Origin of the sequence: Streptomyces sp. NPDC015125 (assembly GCF_043080045.1) — a bacterium.
Classification (GTDB): Bacteria; Actinomycetota; Actinomycetes; order Streptomycetales; family Streptomycetaceae; genus Streptomyces.
This window is the reverse complement of sequence record NZ_JBIBVF010000024.1, coordinates 62,997-81,915: the sequence shown is the minus strand read 5'-3', so window position 1 is coordinate 81,915 and position 18,919 is coordinate 62,997. Positions and strand designations below refer to the sequence as shown.

Sequence of the window (18,919 nt, the reverse complement as noted above, 5' to 3'; positions counted from 1 at the left end):
GCCGGCCGCCCAGGTAGGGCGAAGTAGGGATAACCCCACAGTCCGCGACGATCCGGCTGCTCACTGCGGCCGGGGCAGGGCCTAGACTCCCGTCCGTACAGATCGTCGAAGTCGTTGAACAAGCGCAGTCAGGGAGCGAGGGGCGGACGTGCCGGACGCGACCGTGGGCACCACCGTCGCCGCGGACTATTTCCAGGGCTATTCGGTCGTCGGCATCATCGCCGTGATCGGGGTGCTCTTCGTGGCCGTGGCCTTCGGTGCCGGGCGGCTGCTGCGGCCCGTGGTGCCGACGCCCGAGAAGCTGTTGACGTACGAGTGCGGGGTGGACCCCGTCGGCGAGGGCTGGGCACACACCCAGGTCCGCTACTACGTGTACGCCTTCCTCTACGTCATCTTCGCCGTCGACTCGATCTTCCTTTTCCCTTGGGCGACGATCTTCGCCGCCCCCGGTTTCGGTGGTGTGACGCTGGTGGAGATGTTTATCTTCCTCGGCTTCCTCACCATCGGCCTGCTCTACGCATGGAAGAAGGGCGTCCTGGAATGGACGTGACCCCCGCCTCCCACAGCTCCGCAGCCGCGTCCGAGGGCGCCGCCCCGCAGTTCCTGCCGGAGCCGCGGCGCCTGGGCACCCTGGCCCGGCTCGCGCCCGAACCGATGAAGGTGGTCCTCAACTGGGGCCGCCGCTACAGCCTCTGGGTCTTCAACTTCGGCCTCGCCTGCTGCGCCATCGAGTTCATCGCCGCGTCCATGGCACGGCACGACTTCATCCGGCTCGGCGTGATCCCGTTCGCCCCCGGCCCGCGCCAGGCCGACCTGATGGTCGTCTCCGGCACGGTCACCGACAAGATGGCGCCCGCGGTCAAGCGGCTCTACGAGCAGATGCCCGAGCCGAAGTACGTCATCTCCTTCGGGGCCTGCTCCAACTGCGGCGGCCCCTACTGGGATTCGTACTCGGTCACCAAGGGCGTCGACCAGATCATTCCGGTGGATGTGTACGTACCGGGCTGCCCGCCGCGTCCGGAGGCGCTGCTCCAAGGCATCCTCAAGCTCCAGGAGAAGATCGCCCGCGAGTCGCTGGGGGAGCGGTACGCGAAGGGCGGCGCGGCGCGGCCCTCCGCCGCCGCGCTGCGCAGCGGGCTGGTCACGCCGCCCGCGCCGAAGCCGGATGGGCCGACGGGAACGGCGACGGCGACGGATGCGGCGAAGGCACCGGGGGATGAGCCGAAGGCGGCGGGGGAGGAGCCCCGATGAGCGAGCAGCCGGAGCAGCAGCCGGAGACCAGCGCGTCGGCCGAGCAGCCCGAGCAGCCCGAGCAGCCTGTCGCCGAGCCCGTTGTCGGCTGGCTGTCGCGGCCCGCGAGCGAGATCTTCGGTACGGGGGCCACGGCGGAGCTGGCGTACGACGTGCTGACCATCGACGTTCCCGTGGACGGCTGGCTCACCGCGCTGACGGCTGCCCGCGACGACCTGGGCTGCAGCTACTTCGACTGGCTGAGCGCCGTCGACGAGCCCGGCACCGGCTTCCGGATCTGTGCGCACCTCGTCGATGTGGCGCGGCCCGGTACCGTCCACCGGCTGATCGTGCGCACGACCGTGCCGCACGAGGCGGCCGCGCTGCCCACCGCCGTCGGTGTCTACGCGGGCGCGGGCTGGCACGAGCGGGAGACCCACGAGATGTTCGGCGTGGACTTCACCGGCCATCCGCACCTCGTACCGCTGCTGCTCCCGGACAACTTCGAGGGGCACCCGCTGCGCAAGGACTTCGTGCTGGCGGCGCGGGTCGCCAAGGCATGGCCGGGGGCCAAGGAACCGGGGGAGTCCGAGCACGGCGGGCCCAAGCGCCGCCAGATGCTGCCCCCTGGCGTTCCGGACCCGAACGAGTGGGGCCCGTTGAAGGGCCAGCTGCCGCCTGCCCCCGCGCGTCCGGCACGGGGTGCGCGGGCGGCCGGTGGTGCCGCGGGTGAGCGGCCGGCGCGGCGTACGCGGACCGCGGGCGAGGGCTCGGCCGGTCAGCAGCAGGCGGCGGGGGAGGCGACCGGGACCCCAGCGGCCGAAGCACGTCCCGAGCGGCCTGAGCGCCCGGCGCGGCGTACCCGGTCGGCGAGCGAGGGTTCGGCCGCCCAGCGACGGGCGGCGGAGACCCCCGCGACCGAGGCCGCCGCGACCGAGGCCGCCGCGACCGAGGAGACCTCTGAGGCGACCTCGCCCAAGGGGACCTCTGAGGCGACCTCGCCCAAGGAGGCCGCGTCGGCCGAGACCCCGCCGACGGAGACCTCGGCCCGGGAGGCCGCGGCACCTCCCTCGAAGGAGGCGGCTCCCTTGAAGGAGGTGGCCCCCTCCAAGGAGGCGGCCCCGCGCTCCTCGGACGCGCCCTGGCACCACGCCCGTCCGGCCTTCGACGAGCCGGAGAAGAAGGCGGAGCCGGAGCCGGAGAAGAAGCCGGACCCGGAGTCGGAGAAGAAGCCGGACCCGGAGCCGGAGAAGAAGCCGGAGCCGGAGCAAAAGGCGGAAGCCGGTCCGGCCGTGGAGCCCGCGCCCGAGCCGGAGCCCGCGCCCGAGCCGAAGCCGGACCCGGACCCTGCCCCCGACCCGGACCCCGCCCCCCGCCCCCCACAGGGCACCCCCCCAGACCCGGCAGGAGGCGACACCCCATGAGCGACGCCCTCGACATCGCGCTGCGCCTCGCCGCCGTCTTCGTCGTCTTTCTGGTCTTCCCCCTGGTCATCGGGCAGACCGAGCACAAGGTCATGGCCCATATGCAGGGCCGGCTGGGCCCCATGTACGCAGGTGGGTTCCACGGCTGGGCGCAGCTCGTGGCCGACGGTGTGAAGTTCGCGCAGAAGGAGGACATCGTTCCGGCCGGCGCCGACCGGCGGATCTTCCAGCTCGCACCCGCCGTCGCCCTGCTGCCGTACCTCCTGGTTCTGGTCGCCATCCCGATAGGCCCGCACAACGCCGTGGGACAGGACCTGGACGCGGGCATCTTCTTCGTGCTCGCCGTCATGGGCGTCGGTGTGCTCGGCTCGCTGATGGCGGGCTGGGCGTCGGCGAACAAGTTCTCGCTGCTCGGCGGTCTGCGGACGGCCGCGCAGCTGCTCGCGTACGAGCTGCCGATGCTGCTCGCCGCGGCCTCCGTCGCGATGGCGGCCGGCACGCTCTCGCTGCCCGGCATCATCGAGGCCTTCCACTGGTGGTGGGTGCCGTGGCAGATCGTCGGCGGGGTGGTCTTCTTCACCGCGGGGCTCGCCGAGCTGCAGCGGCCGCCGTTCGATATGCCGGTTGCCGACTCGGAGATCATCTTCGGTGCCTACACCGAGTACACGGGACTGCGCTTCGCGCTCTTCCTGCTCGCCGAGTACGCCGGCATCGTCGTCCTCTGCGCCCTGACCTCCGTCCTCTTCCTCGGCGGCTGGCACGGCCCGTTCGGCGCCGACGGCCTGGGCTGGCTGTGGACGCTGCTGAAGACCGTGATCCTCGCCTTCGGCGTCATCTGGCTGCGGGTCACCTATCCGCGGCTGCGCGAGGACCAGCTGCAAAAGCTCGCCTGGACGGTCCTCATCCCGCTCTCGCTCGCCCAGATCGCCCTCACCGGCGTCGTCAAGGTGGTGATCTCGTCATGAGCTTCCCCGGTTCCGGCCTCGCCAAGGGGCTGGCCGTCACCCTGCGGACGATGACGAAACGATCGGTCACCGCGCAGTACCCGGACGTCCAGCCCGACCTCGCGCCCCGTACGCGTGGCGTCATCGGGCTGTTCGAGGAGAACTGCACGGTCTGCATGCTGTGCGCCCGGGAGTGCCCGGACTGGTGCATCTACATCGACTCCCACAAGGAGACGGTGCCGCCGGCCGCCCCCGGAGGCCGGGAGCGCAGCCGCAATGTGCTGGACCGCTTCGCGATCGACTTCGCGCTGTGCATGTACTGCGGTATCTGCATCGAGGTCTGCCCCTTCGACGCGCTCTTCTGGTCACCGGAGTTCGAGTACGCCGAGACGGACATCCGTGATCTGACCCATGAGCGCGACAAGCTCCGCGAGTGGATGTGGACGGTGCCCGAACCGCCGGCGCTCGACCCGGCGGCCGAGGAGCCCAAGGAGCTCGCCGCCGCCCGCAAGGCCGCGGACAAGCTCGCCGCCCAGCAGCAGGCCGAAGCCGAAGCCGAAGCCGAGGCCGCCCAGGCCCAGGCCCAGGCCCCGACCACGGATCAGGCCACGGACCGGACCGCGGACCAGGCCGCCGACCGGACAGCGGACCAGAACCGACCGGACACCCCAGGGGAGGGACAGTGACGCTCGCCGCCGCCACCGCAGCCGGCCACGGCTTCCTCTCGACCACCGGTGTCGAGATCGCTTTCCTCCTCGTGGGGATCGCCACCCTCGGCGCGGCCGTCATCACCGTCACCACCCGGCAGCTGGTGCACGCCGCCCTCTGGCTGGTCGTCGCCCTGGGCGGGATCGCCGTCGAGTACCTGCTGCTGACGGCCGAGTTCATCGCCTGGGTGCAGGTGCTGATCTATGTCGGTTCCGTCGTCGTCCTCCTGCTCTTCGGGCTGATGCTCACCAAGGCGCCCATCGGCCGCTCCCCGGACGCCGATTCGGGCAACCGCTGGGCCGCGCTCGCGGTGGCCCTCGCCTCGGCCGCCGCTCTGGTCTGGGTCGTCGTGGATGCCTTCCGCACCACCTGGATCAGCTTCGAGGGCGCCGCCCAGGGCTCCACCGAGGCCTCCGGGCGCAGCCTCTTCCAGTACTGGGTGCTGCCCTTCGAGGCGCTGTCCGTGCTGCTGCTGGCCGCGCTCGTCGGGGCGATCGTGCTCTCCCGCAGGACGGGGGAGGAACGGTCCGCCGTGGCGGGCCTCGAGAACACCGCCTCCCGGGCCCCCGCCGCCCCCGCCCCGCGAGAGGAGCAGCGCTGATGCATCTCGTCTACCCGGCCGTCCTCGCCGTCCTCCTCTTCTGCACCGGGCTGTACGGCGTGCTCGCGCGCCGCAACGCGATCCTGGTGCTGATGTCCGTCGAGCTGATGCTCAACGCCGTCAACCTCAACCTCGTCGCCTTCGACGTCTGGCTGCGCGACACCCTGCACACCGGCCAGGCGCTCACCCTCTTCACCATCGCGATCGCCGCCGCCGAGATCGGCATCGGCCTGGCGATCGTGCTGCTCGTCTACCGCAACCGCGGCAGCTCCGACATCGACCGGCTCCGTGACCTCGCCGAGGAGACGGGCGCCGCGGACGGGGACCCGCAGCCGGACACCACGGCGGAGGCCGCCGCGTGACGCTCACGACCACCGCCGTTCTCGTTCCCCTCCTGCCCTTCCTCGGGGCCGTCGCCGGCCTTCTCCTGGGACGCCGTGCGCCCGGCTTCGTCCGGCCGCTGGCCGTGCTGCCGACGCTGGCCGCGGCCGCGCTCACCGTGACCGTCGCCATCGGACAGGGCACCGGCCCGGCCACCGACGTCGCCACCGAACTCACCCCGACCGGCTCGATCCCCATCGATCTGGCCCTGCACATCGACGGCTTCGCCGCGCTGATCGCCGTCCTGGTCGGTGTCGTGGCGACCTGTGTGCAGCTCTACTCCACCGGCTATCTGCGCGACGACCCGCGCTACCCCTCCTACGCCGCGCTGGTCTCGCTCTTCACCGCCGCGATGCTGCTGGTCGTCTACACCGGCGACCTGATGCTGCTGCTGGTCGGCTGGGAAGTCATGGGCATCTGCTCCTACTTCCTCGTCGGCCACTACTGGGAGACCGAGGCCGCCCGCGCCGCCTCCCTCAAGGCCTTCCTCGTCACCAAGCTCGGTGACGTCCCCTTCCTCTTCGGCATCTTCGCGCTGGCCGCGGATGCCGGAACCTTCCGCATCACCGGCATCCTCGGTTCCGTCGCCGCCGGCGGCCTGGACCATCCGACGCTGATCGCGCTGCTGCTGCTGGCCGGTGTCGCGGGCAAGTCGGCGCAGTTCCCGCTGCACACCTGGCTGCCGGACGCGATGGCCGGCCCGACGCCCGTCTCGGCACTGATCCACGCCGCGACGATGGTGGCGGCCGGTGTCTATCTCGTGGCCCGCCTCCTCCCGGTCTTCGCCGCCTCCGCGGCCGCGCTGGTCGTGCTCGCCGTCATGGCCGCGATCACCATGGTCGGCTCGGGGCTGGCCGCGCTGGCCCAGGACGACATCAAGCGCGTCCTGGCCTATTCGACGGTCGGTCAGCTCGGCTACATGCTCGGCGCCCTGGCCGTCGGTGACCGCGGTGCCGCCGTCTTCCACCTCATCTCGCACGGTGCGTTCAAGGCCCTCCTCTTCCTCGGCGCCGGCGTGATCATCCACGCCGCCGGCACCAACTCGCTGGCCGCCATGTCCCGGATGAGCGGCCTGGCCCGGCGCATCCCGGACGCCTACTGGACGGTCACCGTGGCGCTGCTCGCGCTCGCCGCGATCCCGCCGTTCGCCGGCTTCTTCTCCAAGGAAGCCGTCCTGGGCGCCGCCGAACACGCGGCCACCGGCGACGCGCACGGCATCCCCGGCGCGGCCGGCTGGACCGTGCTGGTCTCCGGACTGCTGACCGCCCTCCTCACCGCGGCCTACGCCACCCGCCTGTGGCTGCTCGCCTTCAAGGGCAAGGGCGCCGAAGCCCCCGACCACGGCCCGCAGCCGGTCGCCATGAACGCCGTCCTGTGGGTGCTCTTCATCCCGACCGTCGCACTCGGCCTCGCCGCCCCCTTCCTGCCCGGCTGGTTCGACGGGCGTTCGCTCGCGCCGACCCTGACCACCTCCGTCCTGGGCACCGGTATCGCCCTCGTCGGCGGCCTGGTCACCTATGCGGCCTGGCGGCACACCACCGCGCTCGCCGCCCGCATCCCCCTCGGCGCGGTCGTCGCCGCTCCGGACGCCACCCCCGCGCTCGCCGAGGAGGTGGCCATCGACACCCACGCCCCGGCCTACGGCGACAACGCCGGCGCCCCGGACCCGGCCGACCCCGGCCGTCTCCTCCTGGGCCCGCTGCAGCGTCATGCGGCGGTCGGCTTCCACCTCGACGCCGTCTACTCCGCCCTCTTCGTCCGGCCCGTACGCGCCGCCGCCACGCTCGTGCGCTTCCTCGACCGCGAGGTCGTCGACACCTACGTCCGCGGCGCGGGCGCCGCTCCCCGCCTGCTGGGCGCCGCGGTCCGCCGCGCCCAGACCGGAAACGTGCAGACCTACCTCGCTGCGCTGCTCGCGGGCTCGCTCGTCCTGGCCGTCGCCGCCGTCCTCGTCGCCATGGGCACGGGAGCCTGACCGATGCCGATGCCGATGCCGATGCCGATGCCGATCCCGACCCCGATGCCGCACACCCCTGGTGCACGTACGCCTGACGGCCGCACCCCTGGTGCACGCACCCCGCACCCCCAGCCGACGCCCCTCGTGGCCGGGCTCGCCGGAGCCGAAACCCTGAGGAGGGCCTGACCCGTGAACCCCACCGCTCTGCAGTACCTCCTCGCGGCGGTCGTCGTCCTCCCCCTGCTGGGTGCGGTCGGCGCCCTGCTCCCGGCGCCCCCCGGCCTCAAGGGCCGCAACCCCGACCAGGCCGTACTGCGCCACGGCGTGACCGCCACCGGCGTCGTGCTCGCCGCCGCCCTCGCGCTGGCCGCCGGCTTCGACCACGACCACCCGGCCCGTATGCAGGCCACCACCGACATCAGCTGGATCCCGGCGCTGGACATCCGCATCCACCTCGGCATCGACGGCATCTCGCTCCCCCTTGTCGTACTGACCGCGCTGCTGACCTTCCTCTGCGCGCTCTACAGCTACTTCCACATGCCAACGGGCCCGTCTCCCAAGGCATTCGTGGCCCTGCTGCTCACTCTCGAAGCCGGCACCCTCGCCAGCTTCGCCGTCCTCGACTTGATGCTGTTCTTCCTCGCTTTCGAGATGGTCCTCATCCCGATGTACTTCCTCATCGCCCGCTGGGGCGGTGCGGAAAAGCAGGCGGCGGCGTGGAAGTTCATCCTCTACACACTGCTCGGCTCCGTCGTGATGCTGCTCGGCCTCCTTCTGATCGGCGTGAAATCCGGCACCTTCGACATGGTGGCACTCGCCACTGACAACGGCCCGAAAGCCCAGCTCAGCCACACCGTTCAGCTCCTCGCGGTGCTCGCGATCGGCATCGGACTGGCCGTCAAGTCCCCGCTGTGGCCGCTGCACAGCTGGCTGCCGGACGCCCACACCGCCGCCCCCACCGTCGGCTCGGTGCTGCTGGCCGGCGTCCTGCTGAAGATGGGCACCTACGGCTTCGTACGGATCGCGCTGCCCATCACGCCCGAGGGCATGCACACCGTCGCGCCGTACCTCGGCGCGCTGGCCGCCATCGGCATCATCTACGGCTCGCTCGCCTGCCTCGCCCTCGTCCGCAAGGGCGCGGGGGGCGACCTCAAACGCCTGATCGCCTACAGCTCCGTCGGCCACATGGGCTTCGTGCTGCTCGGCATCGCCAGCATGACCCCCACCGGCGTCAACGGCGCGCTGTTCGCCAACATCGCCCACGGCCTGATCACCGGCCTGCTCTTCTTCCTCGTCGGCGCGCTCAAGGACCGCTACGGCAGCACCGACCTCGACACCCTGTCGGGGAGCACCGGCGCCGCCCTCTACGGCAAGGCCCCCCGTTTCGGCGGCCTGCTCGCCTTCGGGGCGGTCGCCTCGCTGGGCATCCCCGGGCTGGCAGGCTTCTGGGGCGAGATGCTGGCGATGTTCGGTGCCTTCCGGCCCGCTGCCGGCCTCAGCCGCCCCGCCTTCCTGACGTTCATGGCGCTGGCCGGCCTGGGCACCCTGCTGACCGCCGCCTACCTGCTGCTCGTCGTCCGCCGTGTCTGCATGGGCGGCACCCCGGCGGCCGTGGAAGCCGTCCCGGCCGTCGAGGAGGGCACCGCGACAGCGGCCGAAGCGGCGACCGTGGCCCCGGCCGCGCCGGCCCCCGTCATCCCCGACCTCGCGCGCTACGAGTACGCGGCCTGGACCCCCCTCGCCGTCCTCACCGTCCTCGCCGGACTGTGGCCCGCGGCCCTCCTCGGCCTCACCGACCCGGCCGTCCAGCAGCTCCTCGGAGGCGGTAAGTGATGAGCACGGTGACCTCTCTGGTCCAGTCAGTCGACTGGCTCGCCCTCGCGCCGCCCACGATCGCCGCGGCCGTCGCCCTGGTGATCCTCGTCGCCGACCTCTTCCTCCCGGCGGCCCGCAAGCCACTGCTGGGGTGGATCGCCACGGCGGGCCTCGCGCTCGCCGCGCTGTCCCTGCTGCCCCTCCTGAACGGCGACCGCCGCACCTTCTGCCTGCCCGCCCACCCGGACGTGTGCAGCTATGCGGCCGACCCGTTCGCCCTGGTCATCCAGTTCCTGGTGCTCGGCGGGGCGCTGCTGACCGCCCTGCTGTCCATCGACGTGATCAAGGACCAGGATCTGCCCGCGGGCGAGTACTGGTTCCTGCTGCTCTCCTCGGCGGCCGGTGCCGCCCTGCTGCCCGCCTCCCGGGATCTCGCCACCCTGGTCATCGCCCTCGAAGTCGCCTCGCTGCCCGCCTTCGCGCTGGTCGGACTGCGGCGCGGCGACCGGCTCTCCTCCGAGGCCGCGCTCAAATTCTTCCTGTCCTCGGTGGCCGCCACCGCCGTGATGCTGCTCGGCGTGAGCTTCCTGTACGCGGCCACCGGCAGCCTGCACCTCTCCCGGGTGGCACACACCCTCACCGCCCTCCCCGACCCGCGGCTGGCCACTCTGGCCAGCGCCGGCGTCGCCCTCACCCTGGTCGGCTTCGCCTTCAAGACCGCCGCCGCCCCGTTCCACTTCTGGGTGCCGGACACCTACGTCGGCGCGCCGCTCCCCATCGCCGGCTACCTCTCCGTGGTGGGCAAGGCCGTCGGCTTCTCCGGCCTGATCCTCGTCACCGTCCAGGGCTTCCCCTCCTACGCGAACGTCTGGGGCCCGGCACTGGCCGTCCTCGCCGCGCTCACCATGACCGTCGGCAATGTCGCGGCCCTGCGCCAGGACCCCCGCCGCGCGCACAGCGCCGTACGCCTGCTCGCCTGGTCCTCGGTGGGCCAGGCCGGCTACCTCCTGGTCCCGATCGCGTCGGCGGGCTACGCCCACGACCCGGCGCACGCCATCGGCTCCACCGTGGCCTACGCCCTGATGTACGCGGCCGTGAACCTCGGCGCCTTCGCCGTCGCCGCCCTGGTGGCCCGTACGCGCCCCGCCAACCGCATCACCGACTACCGGGGCCTGTACCACCAGCGGCCCGTCGTGGCGCTCGCCCTCGGCTTCTTCCTGCTCTGCCTCGCCGGACTGCCGCCCGGCATCATCGGCCTGTTCGCCAAGGTCACGGTCTTCTCCGCGGCCGTCGACGCGGGGCTGGCCTGGCTCGCCGTGATCATGGCCGTCAATGTCGTGATCGCGCTCTACTACTACCTGCAGTGGACCACGGTCCTCTTCCGGGGAGCCGGGGAAACGGAGGGCGCCGAGGCCCCCGAGGCCCCCGAGGCCGCGCCCGCCGGCCACCCGGCCCGCACCGCGATCCCGGCCCCCCTGGCCACCGCCATCGCGCTCGCCGCCGTCCTCGGCATCGCCCTCTCCGGCGCTCCGCAGCTCGTCCTGCGCTTCGCCTCCGGGACGCTGCTCTAAGAGACTCCAGGAGAGCTCCAGGAGAGCTCCAGGCGGGCTCTGGGCAGATCCCCCCTAACGGCCGACCCGCCCGCAGGAGTCCCCATCGGGCGCGCCCCGCCGGGGCCCACACCGGCCTCCACCCCACCCGTACGGCGCTGCGCCCCGGCGGGCGCGCCCGCGTGCCCCGCCCGGTGCGCCGCCGGTGCACAAGGGAACCTGGCTCGTTCATCTCGCGTTGACCAGTGAGTAAGGATCCACTGGTCAGTGGAGAAACGCAGCACAGGGTTCCCCTGCCGCACCGCTTGGAGGGCGTACCGTGCACCGCCGGCACAACGGGCTCAGGACCGCCGTACTCCTCGGGGGACTGTCCGCCCTCATCATCGTCATCGGCAGCCTCTTCGGCCGTACGGGCCTGATCATCGCCGTCGTCGTGGCCCTGGGCACCAACGCCTACGCCTACTGGAACAGCGACAAACTGGCCCTGCGGGCGATGCGCGCCCGCCCGGTCAGCGAGTTCGAGGCGCCACAGCTCTACCGCATGGTCCGTGACCTCTCCACCGCGGCCCGCCAGCCCATGCCGCGCCTGTACATCTCCCCGACCCAGGCGCCCAACGCCTTCGCCACCGGCCGCAACCCCCGCAACGCCGCGGTCTGCTGCACCGACGGCATCCTCCAGCTGCTCGACGAGCGCGAGCTGCGCGGCGTGCTCGGCCATGAGCTCAGCCATGTCTACAACCGCGACATCCTGATCTCCTCCGTCGCCGGCGCGCTGGCCTCCGTCGTGATGTTCCTCGTCAACTTCGCCTGGCTGATTCCGATAGGCCGCTCCGACGACGACGAGGGCCCCGGACTCCTCGGCATGCTGCTGATCATGATTCTCGGACCGGTCGCGGCCTCGCTGATCCAGCTCGCCGTCAGCCGCTCCCGCGAGTACGAAGCCGATGCCGCGGGCGCCCAGCTCACCGGCGACCCGCTGGCCCTGGCCTCCGCGCTGCGCAAGCTGGAGGCCGGAACCCGGCAGCTCCCGCTCCCGCCCGAGCCGCGCCTGGAAACCGCCGGCCACATGATGATCGCCAACCCGTTCCGGGGCGGCGGCCTGTCCCGGCTGTTCTCCACCCACCCCCCGATGGACGAACGGATCGCCCGCCTCGAACAAATGGCGGGCCACCGCCCCTGACGTCCCTGGTGCCCCTGGCGTCCCTGACATCCCCGAGGCCGCCGGGACCGGTGGCCGTCACCAGGCACCCGGCGCATCATGAACGCAACGATTCACCGGGCTCAGCGCGTCTAGCACGGCAGATACATTCTCCGCCGTGCCCGTGGAAGGCTGCTGATCATGAAGTTCATCCTCAACGTCCTCTGGCTGGTCCTCAGCGGCTTCTGGCTGGCGCTCGGCTACGTCTTCGCGGGCATCATCTGCTGCATCCTGATCATCACCATTCCGTTCGGCATCGCGTCCTTCCGGATCGCGGGCTACGCCCTGTGGCCCTTCGGCCGGACGACCGTCGTACGCGACGACGCCGGCGCCGGCTCGGCGATCGGCAATGTCATCTGGATCATCTTCGCGGGCTGGTGGCTGGCCCTGGGCCACATCATCACCGGCCTCGCCCTGTGCGTGACGATCATCGGGATCCCCTTCGGCATCGCCAACTTCAAGATGATCCCGGTCTCCCTGATGCCCCTGGGCCGCGACATCGTCCCCACCGACGAGCCGTTCGCCGCCCGCTGACCGCCCGCTGACCGCCCGCCCGGGGCCCGCCGGGGCCCTGCCGCACCTCGTGGTGCCGCCCCGACACACCGGTGGGGCGGCACGCCGAAGCGCGCCGCCCCATCCCGTGGCACCCGAAAGCCGGGCTGCTACCGGTAGTTCACGAACTGCAGGGCGAAGTCCAGGTCCTTGCCCTTGAGCAGCTGCTGTACGGCCTGCAGGTCGTCCCGGCTCTTCGAGCTGACCCGCAACTCGTCGCCCTGCACCTGCGCCTTGACGCCCTTCGGGCCCTCATCGCGGATGATCTTGGCGACCTTCTTGGCGTTGTCCTGCGAGATCCCCTCCTCGATCGAGGCGAAGATCTTGTACTCCTTGCCCGAGGCCTGCGGCTCACCGGCGTCCAGCGCCTTCAGCGAGATCCCGCGCTTGACCAGCTTGGACTGGAAGATATCGAGCACGGCCTTCACCCGCTCCTCGGCGTTGGCCCGCATCTCGATCTTCTCGCCCGACCACTCGATCGACGCGCCCACGCCCTTGAAGTCGTAGCGCTGCGAGATCTCCTTGGCGGCCTGGTTGAGGGCGTTGTCGACCTCCTGCCGCTCTACCTTCGAGACGATGTCGAAACTGGAGTCGGCCATGTTGAGTTGGCTCCTCGTACGTAGATCCGTCAGGGGTGCGGCCCTTCCCGGGCCGCCTGCCAAGCCTAGCCACCCGGCCAAGATCCAGCGCTCCCGAATCGAGTGGCGAAGCACCCCCAGCCATCGGGTATGGTTTACGTCGTTGCCACGGAGCACCGCCCCACAGCGGGTCTCCCGGCAGCAAACCCTGGCGGTGTGCCCGAGCGGCCAAAGGGAGCAGACTGTAAATCTGCCGGCTCAGCCTTCCCAGGTTCGAATCCTGGCGCCGCCACAGGAAAGCAAAAGGCCCTTGGCCTGCGATTACCGCAGGCCAAGGGCCTTTTGTCATCCGTCCTCGGGTGCAGCCGCCCCTCTCGCTCTTTCCCGTCCTGTCGCGCTCCGTCTCGGGGCATGGCCGGCCTTCCGGATGCCGCCCCTCGGCTACGGCCGTCGTCGGACGGAGATCCTGGCGTTGGCCGCCTCGTCGTCGTCATTGAGGAACGTGGCGTACGCGCGCAAGAGTGCCGCCACGCTGCGGCCCGCCCGCTTCGGCGAGGAGCGGTGGCCCGTCGCCGGAACCGAGCAAGGCCGATGGGGCGGCGTGACGTAGACCACGCCATCCCGACCGAGGAGCAACAGGTCAGGCCCGGCTTCCGGCAACGGGAACCGGGCCTGCTGCGTTCTCTGAGCAGCCTCGGGAGCGAGCGGGGAGCGGATCTCGAGTTCCCGCCCGCCCGGTCAGCTGCCGTAGGGCGGGAACAAGAGGAGCCGTACTGCCGGCGCCGCGAGCATGGCGAGGGGCGGCGCGTACCACCGGTGCCGCAGCCTTCGCGTTTTCACGAAGGGAAGGGTAAGGACAAGGCAGAGGACGGCTCAGGCCATGCCCATCTCGCTGATGAGCCCGAACTTCGAAGCCGCGTCGAACTCGACAGCATCATCGCCGCGGGGCATGAGCTGGACGAGGGTGACGAAGGCCGGCGGCGCCTCGATCGTGACCAGGAGGCATGCCCCCACAAGCGTGCCGATGAGCAGTCGGTCGGCCGAGCTTCCGGGGCGGGTGGGCGTGGTCACGATCCGAGTGCTTCCTTCGCTTGGCCGACATGGCACCGCAACTGCTGAGGACAGCGCCCGCGATGCCGGCCGGTCAGCAGCGCACAACCGGCCCCCGGTCCCCGGCTCCCGGCCCGCGCCCGCGGCCCGGGGCCCGGTACGGCCTTCGTGCTCCCGGCGAACGCCCTACCCCCGCTGCGCCGCCGACACCGCCCGCACCGCGTCCACCACCGGTACGTCCCCGCCGATCAGCTCCAACGTCTTGCCGATCGTGCCCGGTTCGTCGAGCAGCGCCATCAGGGTGGCCGCGACATCGTCGCGCGGGACCGGGCCGCGGCCGGTCGCGTCGGCCAGTGTCACCCGGCCCGGCCCGGGGTCGTTCGTCAGCCGGCCGGGCCGCAGGATCGTCCAGTCCAGGCCGGCGCGGGACCGGATGTCCGCGTCGGCTGCGGCCTTGGCCCGCAGGTAGGCGGCGAACACCGGGTCGGTGCCCTCGGGGGGCTCGCGGTCCGCGCCCATGGAGGAGATGACGAGGAAGCGCCGTACGCCCGCGGCCTCGGCCGCGTCCGCGAAGAGCCGCGCCGCGCCGCGGTCCACCGTCTCCTTGCGTTCACTGCCGCTGCCCGGCCCCGCACCCGCCGCGAAGACGGCCGCGTCGGCGCCTTCCATGTGCCGGGCGACGTCCTCCACCGACGCCGACTCCAGGTCGCAGACCACCGGCTCGGCGCCCGCGGCCAGCAAATCGCCGGCCTGCTCCGGCCGACGGACGATGCCCGCGACCTCGTCCCCGCGCCCGGCGAGCAACCGCTCCAGCCGCAGCGCGATCTGACCATGTCCACCTGCGATGACAATGCGCATGATCCCGACCGTACGCCGAAGGCCCGCCGCGGGGTGCGGGACCGGCCGGGGGCCGGGGGCTTCTCGCCGCCGTGGCGCAGCGCTGCGAGCTCAGCGCTGCGACTGCCGCGGCAGCTCCAGCGCCACCTCCGCCGCCGAGTCGCAGTACTCCCGCACCGCGCTGGTTCGGGCGACCACCCGCCCCCGGTGGATCACGATCCGGCTGTAGGCCAGTGAGAGCACCCCGGCGATCCGCTCGCCGCGCACCGCCAGCAGCTCTGCGGGGAAGCCCGCCTCGACCCGCACCTCGGGCAGGCCCAGCGTCGCCCGCGCCGCCGCGCTCACGGTCTCGTACGCGGCATCCGGGGTGGCCTCCCCCAGGGAAGCCAGGAGATAGGCCGCCTCCAGGGGGTCGCCCCGTCCGACCGGGTTCGCCACGTCCCGCAGCGCCCCGCTGCCCGCCGCCACCCGCACCCCGGCCGCCCGCAGCAGCCGTACCGGCGCCGGCCGCGACACCCGCGAGCCGTACCGCTCCAGCCCCGTGCAGTCGCCCTGCGGCAGACAGACGACGGCGACCCCGGCGGCCGCCAGCTGCTCGGCGACCCGCGCCGCCACGCTCCGTGGCATCCGCGCCATGCCCGCACACGGCCCGAGCGCGACGCCCGGCCGCAGCCCGCCCGCCATCGCCGCGAACCGCGCCAGCCGCGCCGGATCGTCGCCGTCGGTGTGCAGGTCCACCGGGCAGCCGTGCTCCCCGGCCAGCTCCAGGACCGTTTCGACATACCCGGCCGGGTCGGGGTCGAGGTCCGGACAGCCGCCGATGACCGAGGCGCCCATCTTCACGGCGTCCCGCAGCATCGCCAGCCCGTCCGCCCCGGCCACCCCGGTCAGCACCCGCGGTACCGCCACCGCCGCCAGGTCGGCCAGTCCGCGCAGCGACCGGCGGGCCTGCAGCACCGCCTCCAGCGAACGCAGGCCCTGTACGTCGCCGATCCGGACGTGACTGCGCGAAGCGGTGGCGCCGTGCCCCAGCTGCAGCAGCGCGGCCTCGGTCGTCCGCCGCTGGACGTCCTCCGGAGAGCCGGAGGCGGGGCCGTCGGCGTCCGCCGTCAGAGCGGTGTCGCAGTGCGCATGCGGTTCGGCGGGGGCGGGGAGCAGGAGGTAGCCGGCGAGGTCGACGCGGGCGCCCTGGGGGGCGAGGCTGCCGGCCGTCCCGACGGCCTCGATGGAGCCGCCGCCGAGCCGTACGTCCACCGTCCGGCCGTCGGCGAGCCGGGCGCCGCACAGCACCAGCGCACCGCTGTCCGGCCCGGCGTAGCGGCCGGCGCCGCCGGGCTTTCCCGGCTGGGGCTGCGGCGAACTGCTGTCGGACATCGCGCTCCTCGAAGCCACCGGCGTGCAAGATCACGCAGCGTTCTTCCGAGCCTAGGACGCTGCCGGGAGAGCTTCGCGCAGGCGCGAAATAGTCGTACCGGTGTGGTGCGCGGGGCCGTTGGGGCACGGCCCGGATACGGATTTCACGTTTGGCGGCGGGCCGTGTAATGTCTTCATCGCTCGCCCCAATAGCTCAGTCGGCAGAGCGTCTCCATGGTAAGGAGAAGGTCTACGGTTCGATTCCGTATTGGGGCTCTGATGTGTGAGGTACCTCGCCTTCGGGCGAGGGACTCTTGCATCACAGCGGTGTAGCTCAGTCGGTAGAGCAAGCGGCTCATAATCGCTGTGTCACCGGTTCAAGTCCGGTCACCGCTACTGACAGTAGCCGATTGTGGGGTCGGTCCTCCGATCGGCTACTCTTTTATGCGTTAATCCGACCACCCGTCCGTCCAAGGAGCACTCACGTGGCTGCCACCGACGTCCGCCCGAAGATCACGCTGGCCTGCGTGGAGTGCAAGGAGCGGAACTACATCACCAAGAAGAACCGGCGTAACGACCCGGACCGTCTTGAGATGAAGAAGCACTGCCCTCGTTGCAACTCGCACACCGCGCACCGCGAGACGCGATAACACAGGCTCGTCCGTGAGGCCGTCCCCATTCGTGGGGGCGGCCTCACGGCGTTATCACCATCAGTACAGGGAGGTTGCGAGCCCATGGCGCTCGACCAGTCTTTTGTCGGACGCACGTACCCGCCCACCGACCCGTACGAGGTCGGCCGGGAAAAGATCCGCGAATTCGCCGAGGCGATCGGTGACACCAACCCCGCTTACACGGACGCCGAAGCGGCCAAGGCGCTCGGGCACTGCGAGGTGATCGCGCCGCCGACCTTTGTGTTTGCGATCACATTCAAGGCCGCGGGGCAGGTCATCGAGGATCCGCAACTGGGGCTGGACTACAGCCGGGTGGTGCACGGCGACCAGAAGTTCGCCTACACCCGACCGGTGCGCAGCGGGGACCGGCTGAGCGTCACCTCCACCATCGAGGCCATCAAGTCCATGGCGGGCAACGACATCATCGATATTCGCGGTGAGGTGCACGACGCGGCGGGCGACCATGTCGTGACCGCCTTCACCAAGCTGGTGGCCCGCGCCGCGAAGGAGGCCTGAGATGACCGCCACGATTTCTTACGACGAGGTCGAGGTCGGCACCGAACTCCCGGCGCAGACCTTCCCCGTGAGCCGCGCGACACTCGTCCGGTACGCGGGCGCCTCCGGTGACTTCAACCCGATCCACTGGAACGAGAAGTTCGCCAAGGAGGTCGGACTGCCGGACGTCATCGCCCACGGCATGTTCACCATGGCCGAGGCGATCCGTGTGGTCACCGACTGGGCCGGTGACCCGGGCGCGGTCGCCGAGTACGGCGTGCGCTTCACCAAGCCCGTCGTCGTCCCCAACGACGAGACCGGTGCCCTGATCGAGGTCAGCGCCAAGGTCGCCGCCAAGCTGGACGACGACGACCGTACGGTCCGGGTCGACCTCACCGCGGTGAGCGCGGGCCAGAAGGTGCTGGGCATGTCCCGCGCCGTGGTCCGTCTCGCCTGAGCGGCGCCTTGCGGGGGCGGTCGGCCGAGCAGCGCCGGGCCGTCCCCGTACCCTTGGGCGCGTGCAGGAACTCCACGACGCGCCCCTCGCCCCGCTGACCACCTTCCGCCTCGGCGGACCGGCCACCCGCCTCGTCACGGCCACCACCGACGACGAGGTGATCGAGACGGTCCGTGCGGCCGACGAAGCCGGGACTCCGCTGCTGATCATCGGCGGCGGCAGCAATCTCGTGATCGGCGACAAGGGCTTCGACGGCACGGCCCTGCGCATCGCCACCCGCGGCTTCGCGCTCGACGGCACGGCCCTCACGCTCGCCGCCGGCGAGAACTGGTCCGATGCGGTCGCCCGTACGGTCGGGGCCGGACTGGCCGGTGTGGAGTGCCTGGCCGGTATCCCCGGCTCGGCGGGCGCCACCCCGATCCAGAACGTGGGCGCGTACGGCCAGGAGGTCTCCGCCACGATCACCGAGGTCGTCGCCTACGACCGCCGGGCCGGCGAGACCGTCACGATCCCGAACGAGGAGTGCGGCTTCTCGTACCGCCACAGCCGCTTCAAGGAGCACCCCGACCGGTTCGTGGTGCTGCGGGTCCGCTTCGCCCTGGAGGACGCCGGGGGCCTCTCCGCGCCCCTGAAGTACGCCGAGACGGCCCGCGCCCTCGGCGTCGAGGCCGGAGACCGGGTCCCGGCCGCCGTCGCCCGGGAGACCGTTCTGGCGCTGCGTGCCGGCAAGGGCATGGTGCTGGACGCCGACGACCACGACACCTGGTCGGCCGGCTCCTTCTTCACCAACCCGATCCTCACCGAGGCCGAGCACGCGGCCTTCCTCCGGCGCGTCCAGGACCGCCTCGGCCCCGACGTCGCCCCGCCCGCCTTCCCGGCCGGCGAGGGCCTGGTGAAGACCTCCGCCGCCTGGCTCATCGACCGGGCAGGCTTCACCAAGGGCTACGGCAGCGGCCCGGCCCGTATCTCCACCAAGCACACCCTCGCGCTCACCAACCGCGGCGGGGCCGCCACCGAGGACCTGCTCGCCCTGGCCCGCGAGGTCCGCGACGGCGTCCACGCGGCCTTCGGCGTCATGCTCGTCAACGAGCCGGTCACGGTCGGCGTCAGCCTCTAGA

Annotated in this window: 20 protein-coding genes and 3 tRNA genes; 19 read left to right on the top strand and 4 right to left on the bottom strand. The window is 71.7% G+C overall.

Annotation, left to right across the window (positions count from 1 at the left end):
- Positions 1–148 precede the first annotated feature (148 nt).
- From ACF088_RS34355 to ACF088_RS34300, 12 genes are all read left to right on the top strand, one after another.
- Entirely contained in the window at positions 149–550 is a 402-nt protein-coding gene (locus tag ACF088_RS34355; protein ID WP_328386124.1) for an NADH-quinone oxidoreductase subunit A, read from the top strand.
- Entirely contained in the window at positions 541–1,251 is a 711-nt protein-coding gene (locus ACF088_RS34350) for an NADH-quinone oxidoreductase subunit B (protein WP_392379786.1), read from the top strand. Before ACF088_RS34355 ends, ACF088_RS34350 begins: the two co-directional genes overlap by 10 nt.
- Positions 1,248–2,654 (top strand): NADH-quinone oxidoreductase subunit C, encoded by a 1,407-nt coding sequence (locus ACF088_RS34345; RefSeq protein ID WP_392379784.1) that lies wholly within the window; start codon positions 1,248–1,250, stop codon positions 2,652–2,654. The genes ACF088_RS34350 and ACF088_RS34345 overlap by 4 nt, the downstream gene beginning before the upstream one ends.
- Positions 2,651–3,619 carry an NADH-quinone oxidoreductase subunit H gene (locus ACF088_RS34340; protein ID WP_392379783.1) on the top strand — a complete coding sequence of 323 codons (969 nt, stop codon included), beginning with the start codon at positions 2,651–2,653 and terminating at the stop codon, positions 3,617–3,619. The genes ACF088_RS34345 and ACF088_RS34340 overlap by 4 nt, the downstream gene beginning before the upstream one ends.
- A complete protein-coding gene (locus ACF088_RS34335; protein WP_392379781.1) occupies positions 3,616–4,284 on the top strand; it encodes a NuoI/complex I 23 kDa subunit family protein in 669 nt (222 codons plus the stop codon). Before ACF088_RS34340 ends, ACF088_RS34335 begins: the two co-directional genes overlap by 4 nt.
- Positions 4,281–4,907 carry an NADH-quinone oxidoreductase subunit J gene (locus ACF088_RS34330; protein ID WP_392379780.1) on the top strand — a complete coding sequence of 209 codons (627 nt, stop codon included), beginning with the start codon at positions 4,281–4,283 and terminating at the stop codon, positions 4,905–4,907. The genes ACF088_RS34335 and ACF088_RS34330 overlap by 4 nt, the downstream gene beginning before the upstream one ends.
- Complete coding sequence (nuoK, locus tag ACF088_RS34325) at positions 4,907–5,269, top strand: NADH-quinone oxidoreductase subunit NuoK (protein WP_392379779.1); 363 nt, start codon at positions 4,907–4,909, stop codon at positions 5,267–5,269. Before ACF088_RS34330 ends, nuoK begins: the two co-directional genes overlap by 1 nt.
- The gene (locus ACF088_RS34320) at positions 5,266–7,263 is read left to right on the top strand and encodes an NADH-quinone oxidoreductase subunit L (RefSeq protein WP_392379777.1); all 1,998 of its coding nucleotides are present in this window, start codon (positions 5,266–5,268) and stop codon (positions 7,261–7,263) included. Before nuoK ends, ACF088_RS34320 begins: the two co-directional genes overlap by 4 nt.
- A 171-nt stretch (positions 7,264–7,434) precedes the next feature.
- Positions 7,435–9,078 (top strand): NuoM family protein, encoded by a 1,644-nt coding sequence (locus ACF088_RS34315; RefSeq protein WP_392379775.1) that lies wholly within the window; start codon positions 7,435–7,437, stop codon positions 9,076–9,078.
- Positions 9,078–10,631, top strand: coding sequence for an NADH-quinone oxidoreductase subunit N (locus ACF088_RS34310; protein WP_392379774.1), 1,554 nt, complete (start codon positions 9,078–9,080; stop codon positions 10,629–10,631). Before ACF088_RS34315 ends, ACF088_RS34310 begins: the two co-directional genes overlap by 1 nt.
- Positions 10,632–10,929: 298 nt before the next feature.
- Positions 10,930–11,790, top strand: coding sequence for a zinc metalloprotease HtpX (gene htpX, locus ACF088_RS34305; protein ID WP_392379773.1), 861 nt, complete (start codon positions 10,930–10,932; stop codon positions 11,788–11,790).
- A gap of 159 nt (positions 11,791–11,949) precedes the next feature.
- On the top strand, positions 11,950–12,342 hold the full coding sequence (locus ACF088_RS34300) for a YccF domain-containing protein (RefSeq protein WP_392379772.1): 393 nt from the start codon (positions 11,950–11,952) through the stop codon (positions 12,340–12,342).
- A 128-nt stretch (positions 12,343–12,470) separates the two neighbouring features.
- Here ACF088_RS34300 and ACF088_RS34295 read toward each other — a convergent pair whose 3' ends face one another.
- Positions 12,471–12,959 (bottom strand): YajQ family cyclic di-GMP-binding protein, encoded by a 489-nt coding sequence (locus ACF088_RS34295; RefSeq protein WP_018090929.1) that lies wholly within the window; start codon positions 12,957–12,959, stop codon positions 12,471–12,473.
- Positions 12,960–13,148: 189 nt separating this feature from the next.
- On the opposite strand from ACF088_RS34295, the gene ACF088_RS34290 reads away from it, so the two are divergent.
- Positions 13,149–13,230: transfer RNA gene (locus ACF088_RS34290), tRNA-Tyr, on the top strand.
- Between the two features lie 581 nt (positions 13,231–13,811).
- Here the strand turns inward: ACF088_RS34290 and ACF088_RS34285 are convergent.
- The 3 genes from ACF088_RS34285 to ACF088_RS34275 form a co-directional block, all read right to left on the bottom strand.
- Positions 13,812–14,009, bottom strand: coding sequence for a hypothetical protein (locus ACF088_RS34285; protein ID WP_392379770.1), 198 nt, complete (start codon positions 14,007–14,009; stop codon positions 13,812–13,814).
- 165 nt (positions 14,010–14,174) lie between these two features.
- Complete coding sequence (locus ACF088_RS34280) at positions 14,175–14,846, bottom strand: NAD(P)H-binding protein (protein WP_392379769.1); 672 nt, start codon at positions 14,844–14,846, stop codon at positions 14,175–14,177.
- 90 nt (positions 14,847–14,936) lie between these two features.
- On the bottom strand, positions 14,937–16,199 hold the full coding sequence (locus ACF088_RS34275; protein WP_392379767.1) for an amidohydrolase family protein: 1,263 nt from the start codon (positions 16,197–16,199) through the stop codon (positions 14,937–14,939).
- A gap of 182 nt (positions 16,200–16,381) precedes the next feature.
- Between ACF088_RS34275 and ACF088_RS34270 the strand changes: the two genes are divergently transcribed.
- From ACF088_RS34270 to ACF088_RS34245, 6 genes are all read left to right on the top strand, one after another.
- A tRNA-Thr gene (locus tag ACF088_RS34270) sits at positions 16,382–16,454 on the top strand.
- A 47-nt stretch (positions 16,455–16,501) separates the two neighbouring features.
- Positions 16,502–16,574 (top strand) — tRNA-Met (locus tag ACF088_RS34265).
- A gap of 89 nt (positions 16,575–16,663) precedes the next feature.
- Positions 16,664–16,828 carry a 50S ribosomal protein L33 gene (gene rpmG / locus ACF088_RS34260; RefSeq protein WP_006604855.1) on the top strand — a complete coding sequence of 55 codons (165 nt, stop codon included), beginning with the start codon at positions 16,664–16,666 and terminating at the stop codon, positions 16,826–16,828.
- 84 nt (positions 16,829–16,912) lie between these two features.
- On the top strand, positions 16,913–17,365 hold the full coding sequence (locus ACF088_RS34255) for a MaoC family dehydratase N-terminal domain-containing protein (protein ID WP_392379766.1): 453 nt from the start codon (positions 16,913–16,915) through the stop codon (positions 17,363–17,365).
- Position 17,366: 1 nt separating this feature from the next.
- Positions 17,367–17,801 carry a MaoC family dehydratase gene (locus ACF088_RS34250; RefSeq protein ID WP_392379765.1) on the top strand — a complete coding sequence of 145 codons (435 nt, stop codon included), beginning with the start codon at positions 17,367–17,369 and terminating at the stop codon, positions 17,799–17,801.
- 61 nt (positions 17,802–17,862) lie between these two features.
- Entirely contained in the window at positions 17,863–18,918 is a 1,056-nt protein-coding gene (locus ACF088_RS34245) for a UDP-N-acetylmuramate dehydrogenase (protein WP_392379764.1), read from the top strand.
- The last annotated feature ends 1 nt before the right edge of the window (position 18,919 follow it).